11 protein-coding genes and 1 pseudogene are annotated in these 12,538 nt (G+C 33.8%); 3 read left to right on the top strand and 9 right to left on the bottom strand.

All coding sequences use genetic code 11. The features are described 5' to 3' along the window. Positions 1–86: 86 nt before the first annotated feature. The 6 genes from IPK14_02120 to IPK14_02095 form a co-directional block, all read right to left on the bottom strand. Complete coding sequence (locus tag IPK14_02120) at positions 87–695, bottom strand: hypothetical protein (GenBank protein ID MBK7992233.1); 609 nt, start codon at positions 693–695, stop codon at positions 87–89. Positions 696–704: 9 nt separating this feature from the next. Beyond that, positions 705–1,700, bottom strand: coding sequence for a formylglycine-generating enzyme family protein (locus IPK14_02115; protein ID MBK7992232.1), 996 nt, complete (start codon positions 1,698–1,700; stop codon positions 705–707). Positions 1,701–1,893: 193 nt separating this feature from the next. Next, on the bottom strand, positions 1,894–2,220 hold the full coding sequence (locus tag IPK14_02110) for a hypothetical protein (protein MBK7992231.1): 327 nt from the start codon (positions 2,218–2,220) through the stop codon (positions 1,894–1,896). A gap of 50 nt (positions 2,221–2,270) precedes the next feature. Next, positions 2,271–2,510 (bottom strand): hypothetical protein, encoded by a 240-nt coding sequence (locus tag IPK14_02105; protein MBK7992230.1) that lies wholly within the window; start codon positions 2,508–2,510, stop codon positions 2,271–2,273. A gap of 132 nt (positions 2,511–2,642) precedes the next feature. Continuing rightward, positions 2,643–3,005, bottom strand: coding sequence for a flavin reductase family protein (locus IPK14_02100; GenBank protein ID MBK7992229.1), 363 nt, complete (start codon positions 3,003–3,005; stop codon positions 2,643–2,645). Further along, positions 2,971–3,132 (bottom strand): flavin reductase, encoded by a 162-nt coding sequence (locus IPK14_02095; protein ID MBK7992228.1) that lies wholly within the window; start codon positions 3,130–3,132, stop codon positions 2,971–2,973. The genes IPK14_02100 and IPK14_02095 overlap by 35 nt, the downstream gene beginning before the upstream one ends. 238 nt (positions 3,133–3,370) lie before the next feature. Here IPK14_02095 and IPK14_02090 point away from each other — a divergent pair, with 238 nt between their 5' ends. The 3 genes from IPK14_02090 to recA all read left to right on the top strand — a co-directional run bounded on the left by IPK14_02090 (position 3,371) and on the right by recA (position 7,182). After that, complete coding sequence (locus IPK14_02090; protein ID MBK7992227.1) at positions 3,371–4,540, top strand: serine/threonine protein kinase; 1,170 nt, start codon at positions 3,371–3,373, stop codon at positions 4,538–4,540. Positions 4,541–4,746: 206 nt separating this feature from the next. Continuing rightward, positions 4,747–5,901: a hypothetical protein gene (locus IPK14_02085; protein MBK7992226.1), complete on the top strand. Its 1,155-nt coding sequence runs from the start codon at positions 4,747–4,749 to the stop codon at positions 5,899–5,901. Between the two features lie 198 nt (positions 5,902–6,099). Continuing rightward, positions 6,100–7,182 carry a recombinase RecA gene (gene recA / locus IPK14_02080; protein MBK7992225.1) on the top strand — a complete coding sequence of 361 codons (1,083 nt, stop codon included), beginning with the start codon at positions 6,100–6,102 and terminating at the stop codon, positions 7,180–7,182. Positions 7,183–7,350: 168 nt separating this feature from the next. Here the strand turns inward: recA and IPK14_02075 are convergent, their stop codons facing one another. The 3 genes and pseudogenes from IPK14_02075 to IPK14_02065 form a co-directional block, all read right to left on the bottom strand. Beyond that, on the bottom strand, positions 7,351–8,286 hold the full coding sequence (locus IPK14_02075) for a hypothetical protein (protein MBK7992224.1): 936 nt from the start codon (positions 8,284–8,286) through the stop codon (positions 7,351–7,353). A gap of 343 nt (positions 8,287–8,629) precedes the next feature. Further along, positions 8,630–8,950 (bottom strand): hypothetical protein, encoded by a 321-nt coding sequence (locus IPK14_02070; GenBank protein ID MBK7992223.1) that lies wholly within the window; start codon positions 8,948–8,950, stop codon positions 8,630–8,632. Between the two features lie 236 nt (positions 8,951–9,186). Continuing rightward, a pseudogene (locus IPK14_02065) lies at positions 9,187–12,444 on the bottom strand (PD40 domain-containing protein). Positions 12,445–12,538 lie beyond the last annotated feature (94 nt).

Raw genomic sequence — 12,538 nt, 5'->3', positions numbered from 1 at the left:
TGGAAGGTCTACAACTATTTTATTTGTTTTAGTTACATTATAGTAATAATAACTAGTCGCTAAGATAAGAATACCTATTAATGCTACTAAATACTTATAATTAGATTTTTTTTCTCTTCTTTTTTAAGAATTGTATTAAAAGGTAACGTTTGGTTGTCTTTATCTTTTTCAACAGTTAGTTCAGTTACTTTTAGAGGTAGAATTTGTATTTCTTGTTGAAAAAGAAAGTTTTTATCATCTTTTACTACTAATTTGTATTTACCTGGTAAAAGGCTAGTAATTTCTAATTTAGATTTTACTTCAACATAGGCTTTAGTAATACCATCTAAAAAAACTGTAGTTTTAGCAGGAACATCATTAAGAATTAAGCTACTAGCAGAAAAAACATATTCTTTTGGACAAGTAAGTATTGAGCTTTTATCAGTATAACTATCTGGGCCTGACTCAACGCGACGTAATCTTAAAGGGCTTCTATCATTACCCACATCTAAGGAGGTTTCTAAAGAATCAGCTACCAAAATTCTAGCCTTTTCATCATTAACCAAAGCAGCATAGGCGTAACCCCAAGGCATATTTGTATTAACATCAAGCTCAATAAAAATCCAGGCTATTGGCCCGTAGTTTTGTAACATTTTATTAATGTCTGCAACTGTTCTATTTGAGTTAAGATTTTCAATTAAAACCCTAGTAACCATTGATTTACCTTAATTTATTTTAACTATACGAAATCCAAGATAAGGAGCCGTAAAAGTACTACTATTATTACTACGTCGACTAACTCTACAAATATCTGCTGAACTTACCCAACTTCCTCCCCTAATAGCCTTATAAAATCCTTTTTCTGGCCCAACAGGATTTTTAGAAGGAGAGTTTTTATAATAATCTGCATCAAACCAGTCATAACACCATTCAGCAACATTGCCAGAAACATTGTGTAATCCATATCCATTAGCAGAATAGCTATCAACAGGTTCAATAAAATCTAACACCACCCCAGCAATCAAACCTCTTTCTGCATTGCTATCATAGTTTGCCTGTTCTGGATCAATTTCATCACCCCAAGAATAGGCTTTTGTTGTTCCTCCACGAGCAGCATATTCCCATTCTGCCTCTGTAGGAAGTCGATAAGTTTTTCCCGTAACAGCCGAAAGCCATTTACAATAAGCCATTGCATCTTGCCAACTTACTAAAACTACAGGGTAGTTTTCTCTATCAGGAGTAAAATAATCTCTCCAGCAAACAGGAGATTTTTCTTGCTCTGGTTGAGTTACATAATTAGTAGCACTAGCAAAAATTTCAAATTCCTTATTACTAATTTCATATTTGCTAATTTCATATTCCCCTAACTCAACATTGTGCATTGGTTGTTCATCAGCCCGAGAACTTTTTGACCCCATCATAAAACCACCAGATTTAATTAAAACTAATTCTGGTATTTTTAAGTTAGCAGGTGCAGTAAATTTTTCTATAGGCTTATCTACTGTTGGCTTAGGTTTTGCGTTATTGGGTTTAGTTGTGTTATTGGGTTTAGTTGGATTATTGGGTTTAGTTGGAGGTGGAGTCTTTATTTTACTATCCCCTGTATAAGTTCTCCCACCTTGTTGAGAATAAGCACTAAAGCTTATTACTAGTAACGCGCAAAAACTTATCAACATCTGGCTGATAAATTTTAAGTATCCACTTTTATTACAAAATACCATAGATATTTTCTAAATATTGTTTAGTTTTAGCACTAAAACTTTCTGTGAGCAATTTTAGGGTCAATAAATCTTACTATAAAGATTTATTGGTTTCGAGTATTTAATTAATAAACTTGTTAGGATTTGATGCTGAAGATAAACATTTAGTAATAAAAATTTGTTTAAATAAAATTTAACTTACTGTTTTATGTTTTTACTCATATTTTATTTCTCTTTGTTTTGCTCTAGCAAAATCATCAGCATTTGCTTCATTTGTTTGTGCTGACAAAAAAGCAGATTTATATTGAGGTTGAAAATTAATATGTTTTTGGTGTATTTGATTATAAATTTTTTCTGCTATTTCTGAAGATTCTAAAAAAGGAATAGCTATTGTGTAAGCATTTTGCTTATTAGATTCTTTTAAGAGTTTTGCTAGTTCTTCTTTGTTTTTTACCCAAGGATTTTTAAAGGAAAAAGTTTTCTTTACTAGTTGTTTTGTATAGGGATTAAAATTTGTTCTGCCTACAGCCTTTTCCTGCAAAATTAACGAATTAGCAGCTACTTTTTCTGGTGAATTAGCCTTTATATAAATTACTTTTTTCCATCAAACTTAACAGTTTCAATATCTTCCCAACCTATCCTAAATTTAATATTTAGAAACTCATAAATAATTCCTGTTTCATTAATAATCAATTTTTCTGGATTATTTAGTTGTTTGTACATTATGTTTATGGCTAATATTAAAACTACTACACCATAAACACCTGCAAATATTTCTATTAGTTGATTGGTAGAGTAGCCTTGATAAAGTATTAATCCTATTATTGGCATTAACAAAGCTGTTGCTATCAAAGCTATTTTTAAGTGTTTTTGATTACTTAATGGTGTTAATACTTCTATATTTTTATCTATAATATTTTTTCTTTTTTTAGGTTATTTATTAATATTATGTTAGATTATTTATTAATCTATTTTACTAATTTTATAATATCCTCGACCATACCAAAGTAGAGGTTCACCGCTTTGAGATCCTACAGCTTCTAGTTTACCAATAAAAATTGTATGATCTCCTGCATCACAAGTGGTATATAAAGAACAATCCATCCAAGCTAAACATTGATCTAAAATTGGCGCACCTGTTATTTCTTTATGATAAGCAACTCCAACCAAGAAATTTCCTTCTTCACCATAAAAACCAGCCCCAGAATTAGAAATCTCTTCTTGTCCAAGTGCCAAGATCATTACTCCAAAGGCTTCTTGCTGAAGTATTTGCTTATGAGTGCGGCTATTTTTATTTACTGCTACTAGTATTAAAAGGTGGTTCAATAGATAAAGAAGTAAATGAACTAGCTGTCATAGCTAATAGTCCTTCTTCTCTACAAGTAGTAATAATAGTAATACCGCTTGCCCAATTACTCATTGTTTGTTTAAATTGCTCTTTGGTAACAGACATTTTCAACCTCACAAAATTTTTATTTATCATTTTGTTAAAAACTAACCAATTATTAACTATAAACAAATTGAAACTAGATTTTATCTACCCCAATAATGTTATAAATAACAAAAATAATTGCAGACACAACAAAGATTTCTGCTTAAAATTAGTTTTTGGTAATAATATAGAGTATTTTTATTAAATATTTTATTAAAGCTTGCTAGCACATAAATTATAGCTCTATCTTGAGGTAAATATGAAAATTTGTCCTGCCTGCAAACAGGAATTTGAAGATAACCGCATAGTTTGTCCTAAAGATGGCAAAGAATTGATTTTTAAGAAAACTGCTAGCGATTTATTAATAGGACTAACCTTAGACAATAAATATAAAATAGAACGTCGAATTGGTCGCGGTGGAATGGGATCTGTCTACACTGCTCAACATATAACAATTAACAAACAAGTTGCAATCAAAGTGCTTTCTCGTGATATGACAGAAGATCCAACTTGTTATGAACGATTTAAAAGAGAAGCTATAACATCTGGTCGGATTAAACACCCTAATGCAGTTCCTGTAACAGACTTTGGGCAAACTGAAACAGGTATTGTTTATTTAGTAATGGAATATGTTGATGGCCCTACTTTAAGAAAAATTTTAGAACGTGAAAAACGCCTCTCTGCTGAAAGAACTGTAAATTTAGCAAAACAAATTTGTGCTGGAATTGCAGCAGCACATCGCGCTAATATTGTTCACCGAGACTTAAAGCCTGACAATGTAATGATTGAAATTATTGATGGTCAGGAAGTAGCAAAAGTGCTAGATTTTGGCATTGCTAAACTTAGAGATACACAACAGTTAACACAAATTACTAAAACTGATAGTGTATTAGGTACACCTCATTATATGTCTCCTGAACAATGTAGTGGAGGTACTGTAGATCATTTATCGGATATTTATTCTTTAGGTGTAATGACTTATGAAATGCTTGCAGGGCATGTTCCTTTTCAAGCGGCTTCTGCTCCAGCAATTATTGTTCAACATGTCACCAAAGACCCACAACCGCTAAATAAACTTTATCCGAATATCCCAGAACCAATCTCTCATGTAGTTATGCGTGCATTAGAAAAACAACCTTCACGCCGTCAACAAAGTGCCTCAGAATTAGCAAGCCAACTAGAAGCAGCTTTAGCAATTTCTGGTCTTTCAAATTCGGGAAAAATAGCATCTAACGAGCCGGCTCAATGGAGAGTGGTTTTTCAAGGAGTATTAGATAATTCTGAAAGCGGTCGCGCACGCTTATTAGATGGCTTACAACGTAGTTTTGGAATTTCTCAAACAAACGCTCAAGAACTCTTAAAAGGGCGTAAATTAAGCGTAAAAAGACTTCTTCACAACAAGAAGCAACTAAATATGCTGAAAAGTTAAGAGCCATCGGAGCAGATGTTGTAATTGAAGCTATACCAGAAAAGCTAGAAAATAAAGAAAATACTAACACTATTGCTTATCAACAAGATTCCTCACCCTTACGTCAAGAAGAAAAAACCCTTTCTGCTCAATCTAGCCAACCATCCAAAAATAGTAATTCCAATGATGTTGCTTTAGATCCGTTAGTAATGTTAGATGGTAGTGAGATGCTAAATTATGTCACAGAAAATTATGCTAAGTCTAAAGCTCTAAGCTCTTCAGAAATAGAAACTATTCAAGTAGATAGTGATACTACTAACTCAAGTAATTCTGCTACTAAATCATCTAGCCAAAATGAAACTTTATATCAAACCACTAATTTAGCAACAGATAAAAATTGGGATATTGATATAAATGGTTTTATTTATGAAAACCAAACAGCAGCAGATATAGAAGCAATGATTCGTGTTGGTCGCTTACGCCATACTCATAGAGCAAGACAGGGTAAAAATTCTTGGCAAGATATTGGTTCTATAAGTAATTTTCGACAAATAATAGAAGAAATTAACCCTAATGTCTTTCAACCTTTAGAACAAATTCAAGTAGATGAAAAGCGTTCAGAGGAACAACAAGCAGGTCAACGCTTTTTAAGAAGATTTATAGAACTTTGTGTTGCTACGCTATTAATTTATATTATTGTTAATTTTACTATGCAGTATTCTCAAAGACGCTTACTAGAAGATGATCTTAGAATAGTATTAGGTGATTCAAACATTACCATAAAAACCCTACGTAAACGCATTAATTCTGCTATTGAACAAAGAGGTTTAGAAGTTCCTAAAGAAGACATACATATTACGGTTGATCCTCCACAACAACAAGTAATCATTAGAGTTGATTATAAACGTACTATTTTAGGTATTCCTCTAAGTTATCAAGCAAAACGTGGTACGGGGGGCTTTAAACTACCAATTGCAGAACTAACAGAAGTTCCAGAAGGAGAATTAGATATTATTGGGCTACCTGCTGGCGAATTAGACCGCTATCGTCGTGAACAAGCCCTCAAAAAAGCTTCAGAAAAATTAGCTACTTATGAAGGAGAAAAAGAAACCTTAACAGAACGTAGCAAAGTGCTAAAAGAACTAGAACAATTTCAAGCAGCAGTTCCTTTGTTTGATGTTACTTCTATTGATGATAAAGGAAATCAAATTTATAGTAAGTCTATTAAAATCAATGAACAAGAATATGATAAAGAACAAATACAAAGCCAAATTAATCAACTAAAAACTAAATTAACTGATTTAGAAAATACCCTTGAACAACAACGCAAGAATAAAAAACAAGAACTAGAAAACCAACTTACTAAACCACCTGCAAATTAGTAGTATTATTAGCTAATTTGCATACATAAAAATAAGAATTTTTACGTCTATTCATTCCAAACTCAATAAAAATTTTTCTTCTGCACTTATCGCTTGACTTTTGGACACCTTTTGCTTATATTTCACTATATACTTTATTAATAAGAATTTATTGGCAAAACGCCCAAAAATCAATAAAAACAATGAAAGGCAACAATTATGGCAGACTTTAAAACAGAACGTAGTAAAGTAATAGAAGCAGCTATTGCACAAATTGAAAAACAATTTGGTAAAGGTGCTATTATGCGCTTAGGCGATAAAAAAGTTTCTGATGTTTTAGCAATCTCTTCTACTTGTTTAAGCATCGATGCTGCTGTTGGTATTGGCGGTTTTCCTCGCGGTCGTATTACAGAAGTTTATGGGCCAGAAAGTTCTGGTAAAACTACTTTAGCATTACATGTAGTAGCCGAGGCCCAACGCCTTGGAGGAAATGCAGCTTATATAGACGCTGAACATGCAATGGATTCAGAATATGCTGAAAAATTGGGCGTTAATACTAAAGAATTATTTATCTCCCAACCTGATAGCGGCGAACAAGCCCTAGAAATTACAGAACAATTATGCCGTTCAGGAGCATTTGATGTAATAGTTATTGATTCAGTAGCAGCACTTGTACCCCGTGCTGAATTAGATGGAGATATGGGAGATAATTTACCAGGACTACAAGCTCGCTTAATGTCACAAGCAATGCGTAAACTTACTGCTGCTGTATCTCGCTCAAATACTTGTTTAATCTTTATTAATCAAATTCGTGAAAAAATTGGTGTTATGTTTGGCTCGCCAGAAACAACTACTGGCGGTCGAGCATTAAAATTCTATGCTTCTGTACGTATTGAAATTCGTAGAGTTGGCCCAATTAAAGACGGGGAAAATATCGTAGGTAATCGTACTCGTGTCAAAGTTGTAAAAAACAAAGTTGCTCCTCCATTTAAGGAAACAGAGTTTGATATTATGTATGGTCAAGGTATTTCCCGCGCAGGTGATATTTTAGATTTAGCTGTAGAAAATAAAATTGTTGATAAAAGTGGCGCATGGTTCTCTTATAAAGGTGAACGTTTGGGTCAAGGCCGTGATAATGTAAAGAACTCATTACAACAAAACCCAGAACTATGTGAACGAATCAATCAAGAAGTACGCAAAGCCTTAAATATTCCTATAATTGATAGACTCTTCCCAGAAGAACCTCAAGAAGATTTTAAGGAAGTCAAAAAAACTACTCGTCCCGCAACTAATGCTAACTAATTAAAATCTCTCAAAATAGAATAAAGTAATAAATACTAACTAATATTTACTACTTTATTCTATTAAAAATTTACTTATCAAAAAAAAATAACAGGTGAGATTAATCACCTGTTAGAATTTGTGCTTTTACTGAGTGAGAGGTTATGAGAGGAGAGATTTGCGAGGAAGTTAAACTCTCATTGTTGACATTTTAGCTGCTAAAGTATCTTGAGCTTGTGTTTTTGATACATCACCACCATCTTTACCTTGACCTTGTAATTGCTTAAGTTGCTCAATAATTTTCTCTAAAGCTTGAATAATTTCACCGATTTGTTTGTCTTGACCACCAACACCTTTACTTGGGTCAGTTCCTTTAGCTGGGTCGGTTCCTTTTGTTGGGTCGGTTCCTTTAGCTGGGTCAGTTCCTTTAGCTGGGTCGGTTCCTTTACCGGCATCAGGTTGGCCGCCACCTTTAGAAGACTTAAGCAATTCTAGTAGTTTTTCTAATAGTCCAACTAATTGATTTAATATTTCATTAATACCACCTTGATTTGCCCCACCACTACCTTGCATTCCTTCCATTCCCTTCATTTGACCGGAATCTTTCATTTGGCCTGGGTCAGCAGGTTTCGCACCATCATTTTTACCAGCACCTGTTAATTGGCTAACTAAATCTTTGATTGCGCCGATTAACTCACCTTGGTTTTTGACTAGCCCATTGATGGCTTCTAAAGCACTGTTTAATCCTTCTAAAGCCTTATCTAATTTTTCATTGCCTTTATTTTTAGTTTTATCCGCAGCATCAGCACCAGTTGTTTTAGACATATCATTCATCTTCATCATTGAATTTGGACTATCTTTCATTGTTGGACTTTCCATTTGTGGATAATTTCTCATCATTGGTTTATCCATTTGATTTGGATAGCAGTTTTGTGTATTACCAAATCTATCAATTGATTCATTGGTTGGTTTTAAGTTTTCGTTAGCTTTACTTACTGGGATACCAGCTAAATTGCCTTTTGGAGCTAATTCTTGTTTACTATTTGGGTCAAAAGTGTTTCGTTGGTTAATTGATTGAGTGTTGATTCCTTGATTGTTGTTTGTTGAAATATTGTTGATAGCCATTGTTGTAATCTCCTTAAATTTTTAATTTTTGATTTAGTGTGTCTTTCTGACCAAGAGTAATGGCAAGGCTTGTTCCAAAGAGGAAATTAAAAATCTAAGAAAATAATATTTTAGCTTATTTACTGAATAATAAAGATTTATAGATAGCAGCAAAAAAATATTTTAGTTACTTTTTAGCCTTAAACTAGAAATTCTGCCAGTTCTGGCAGATTACTAAATGTCAAAACTGGCATTCTTGTCAAAGTTGTCAGAATCATTCAAGCTAAGACCAAAAAAGACACTTTCTCCAGAAAGTTAAAAGTTGGTGAATATACAAATTAGATTGAGGATTAGAATTTAGCGATTAAGCAACAGAACGCTTGGCTTCTTCAATTCTATTACTTAGTTCTTTTTGTAAGTTGGTAGCAATAAAACTAATTTCTTCTTGAATATTATCTGCTTGAGATTGTGAGAGTTGAAAGGAAACAAAACATTTTAATTGAATTAGAGATTGTCCTTTACCTTTAGTGTGATAAATAATCCTTATTTTAACACTAGGAAAACTAGCATAAATTTCATCTCGAAGTTTTTCTATAAACAAATAAGGGTTAACTAAACCTAAACTTCTACTGTTTAAGCTTATTTGGTATATCACTTTATTATTAGAAATGTTTTCACCATTCATAATAATATCTCTTTAGTTCTAGTAGTTTTTATTTTTATATTTCAGCATAGCTTAAAACTTAAATGTGTATTAGTCAATAAGCTAGCTCCACAAAATTAAATAATAACTTTAACAGACTAATTTTTTACTTAGATTAAGAGTCTTTAGTTTAGTAAATTAGTGGATGGAAAATCCATTAGTAAAAATAATAAGGATAGAGAGTTTTTAAATTCTTCTATCCTTATTATTTAATTAAACTATTTAGATTCATCAATATAGGCAGGTTGTTTAGGACGTAGTGCAGGAGTTTTCTTTAACTCTTCTAAAAGAACTTCAACAGCTTTTTCTAAACTAGGATCTTGTCCTTTGTTAATTAGATCTGCGCGGTCTAAAACTTCAATATCTGGCGAAACACCTTCATTTTCTACTACCCATTGTCCATCCGTACTAAAAAATACGAAACGATGGTGCGCTAACAGAACCGTTATCAACAAGTTGTGGATTAGCAGTAATACCAATTAAACCACCCCAAGTTCTAGTTCCAATAACTTTTCCAAGCTGACGTTTACGGAAATAATAAGGTAGCGCATCACCACCAGAAGATGAATAACCATTAGTTAACATTGCTTTTGGCCCATCATGACTTGCATTAGGCGCACCTGCTGGTGTAACTCCACGTCGCGCCCAATAATTTAGCTTAGGACGGTCTAAAAGCTCTATCATACGATCAGGTATAAATCCGCCTCCATTATAGCGATCATCTATAATCAAAGCTTCTTTATGAATTTGTGGAAAGAAATTTTTGAAAAGCTCTCGGTTGCCTTCCATTGCTGTATTAGGTAAATGAATGTAGCCAATACGACCATTAGAAAGTTTTTCAACATATTCACGTCTTGATTGTATCCAATCTAAATAGCGTAAATTACCTTCTTCAGTTACAGGACGCACCTTTTCTTCACGCGCACCTTCTAAACTAGGTTTATCATTGACGAGTAAAGAAACAACTCTATCACCTCGATTTTCCATTAATTGATAGAAATTTTTCACATCCTTACTAGAACGCCCATCTACAGCTAGAATAAAATCTCCTGTCTTTACTTTTATTCCTGGCTCAGTTAATGGTGAGCGGAAATTTTCATGCCAATTTTCCCCAGGAAATATCTTTTCAATCTTAAAATAGCCTGAAGAATGAGCAACTATTTCTGCCCCTAAAAGACCTCCTTCTCTTCTAGCTACATTTGGATTATCACCTGAATTAACATAAACGTGGCCCGCATTAAGCTCGCCTCCTAATTCACCCAAAATAAAATCTAAGTCATAGCGTGTACCAATAAAAGGAACCATTACTTGATAGCGATCTCGCATTTTTTTCCAATCTACACCATGCATATTTGGGTCATAAAACCAATCCCTCCAAACACGCCAAGCATCAACATACATTTGCTGCCATTCTGCTTTAGGTTCTATTTTCATTTCTAATTTATCAAGTCCAAGTAGTCCATCTGTTGGTTTTTGCCCTGCTTGTGCTGGTACAATACCGTAATCTCTGCCACGACGGAAAATTACTTTTTTTCCATCCGCAGAAATATCATAGCCAGCGATTCCTTCTAAAATAGTTTCTTCTTTTTTTGACTCAATGTTGTAAAACTTTAGGTTAGGCCCTGTTAGATAAAATATACCTTTGTCATTAGTGGTAAGTCCTCGGTAATTACTAGCAGACCCAGGAATAGCTCGAACACGGCTTTCAAATCCAGCTATATCAACTTTAATATCTGTTTTTTCACTTTTTTTCTTATCTTTATTTTCTTCTGTAGACTTATCAGCTTTTTCACCCTTCTCAGGCTTTTCACTAGAAAGCTTTTCTTCATCGCTAGTAGGAAGTAGTAAAGCCGGGCCATCACTTGCAAGAAGTCCAACATAAACCCTAGTAGGATTGGTAGTAATATAGTTAAACTCAAGTCCGCTAAAGGTTAAGTTAATATCTCGGTTAGACAAGAAATAAAGATATCGCCCTTTTGGATCAAAAACTGGAAAATCATCATCTGTCAATCCACTAGTTAGTTGGTAATTTTTTCCTTCTGCAACTGAATGTAGCCAAATTGTAGACAAAGTGTTATCAGCATTTTTTGTGTAAGCAATCCATTTGCTATCTGGCGACCAAGTATAAGTATTAATATCATTATTTGTACTACGATCCGCATCAACTACTTTGCCTGTATCAATATTGACATAGCGCAGACGTTGTTTTTTATCTCCAAACACTAACATCTTGCTATCTGGTGACCAAATAGGAGCAAATGTCCAAATGTCTCCGCCTGTTGTGATACGTTTTTCTTCACCTGAGCCATCAGATTTTCTTAAGTAAACTTCATACTCCCCAGATCTATCACTAAGATACGCTATCCAATTACCATCAGGCGACCAAACAGCGTCCATCTCTCTAATTCCTGGAGTTAGAGTAATATTGCGAATTTCTCCATCTTTGGCTGGAACTGTAAAAATATCTCCTCTAGCTGTTATAACGGCTCTAGCCCCACTTGGAGAAAGTGAAAAGTTATCAATAAAATCTCTTACATTTTTATAGTAAGGAAGCGTTTGTGGTAGATCTCCTATAGCTTTAATAGCTACTTGCTCAGTTTTTTTTGTCTTAGTATCAAATTTATAAACATAGCCTCCTAATTGATAAACAATATGTTGTCCATCTGAACTACTAGGCCAAAGTACATCATAATCATTATGATTAGTCACTTTACGAGTTTGCTTATTTTTTGTATTGTAAGCATAAAGATTAAGTGTGTGTTCTTTGTCAGAAGTATAATAAATATTATCCCCTATCCAAATAGGCTGGTTATCTGTACCAATATGATTAGTAATTTTCTCTGTAGCATTAGTTTTTAAGTCATAAATCCAAACATCTTGAGCGCGTCCGCCACGATGACGTTTCCAGGTGCGATATTCTCTTTCTATTGGGGTATAAGCAAATTTAGTCCCATCAGGTGAAAGAGTTCCGCCACCACTTTCAGGAATTCCCATTGCGGTTTCCATTCCACCAGCTACAGGAATAAGAAAAGGTTTTCCCATACGTTCTCCCCAAGGGAGACGATTGCCACGAAAAACAACATTTTTCCATCAGGAGTCCAATCTAGGATTTGGTAATCATAGCCTCCTCGGGGCGGCATTGGGCCAACATCATTATAGAAAGTTAATTGTTTTGGCTCACCACCATTAACATTCATTACATAAACTTGTCGTGTTCCGCTATATTCTGCTGAAAAAGCTATTAGCTTTCCATCAGGTGAAAATTTAGGAAAAAGTTCTTGTCCTGAGTGTGAGGTTAATTTCCGTGCATTTGGGTTGTTTCCTTCCTGAATCCAAATATCTCCTGCATAAACAAAAACAACTTTGTCTGTATGCACATCAGGAAAGCGTAAAAGCCTAGTTAGGTCATTTTGTTGAGCTAGGGCCAACAAAGGAAATAGCAGCATTAATGCAAAAAGCAAGCATAACTTTCGCATCTTTGATCCTTTCTTAGATAAATTTGATAACTATTGATTAAGAAAAAAGCTTTATTGTAAATAAGTTTAGTAGGTTATTAAACAAATTTTATGC

It is taken from the genome of Blastocatellia bacterium (assembly GCA_016713405.1).
In the GTDB taxonomy this organism is placed as follows: Bacteria; Acidobacteriota; Blastocatellia; order Chloracidobacteriales; family JADJPF01; genus JADJPF01.
This window is presented reverse-complemented; position numbering and strand designations above follow the sequence as displayed.

Bases quoted from the DNA above. Each gene is read 5' to 3' on its own strand.
- IPK14_02120 (MBK7992233.1), bottom strand. From the start codon at position 695: ATGGTTACTAGGGTTTTAATTGAAAATCTTAACTCAAATAGAACAGTT.
- IPK14_02115 (MBK7992232.1), bottom strand. From the start codon at position 1,700: ATGGTATTTTGTAATAAAAGTGGATACTTAAAATTTATCAGCCAGATG.
- IPK14_02105 (MBK7992230.1), bottom strand. From the start codon at position 2,510: ATGCCAATAATAGGATTAATACTTTATCAAGGCTACTCTACCAATCAA.
- IPK14_02095 (MBK7992228.1), bottom strand. From the start codon at position 3,132: ATGTCTGTTACCAAAGAGCAATTTAAACAAACAATGAGTAATTGGGCA.
- IPK14_02090 (MBK7992227.1), top strand. From the start codon at position 3,371: ATGAAAATTTGTCCTGCCTGCAAACAGGAATTTGAAGATAACCGCATA.
- IPK14_02085 (MBK7992226.1), top strand. From the start codon at position 4,747: ATGCTAAATTATGTCACAGAAAATTATGCTAAGTCTAAAGCTCTAAGC.
- recA (MBK7992225.1), top strand. From the start codon at position 6,100: ATGGCAGACTTTAAAACAGAACGTAGTAAAGTAATAGAAGCAGCTATT.
- IPK14_02075 (MBK7992224.1), bottom strand. From the start codon at position 8,286: ATGGCTATCAACAATATTTCAACAAACAACAATCAAGGAATCAACACT.
- IPK14_02070 (MBK7992223.1), bottom strand. From the start codon at position 8,950: ATGAATGGTGAAAACATTTCTAATAATAAAGTGATATACCAAATAAGC.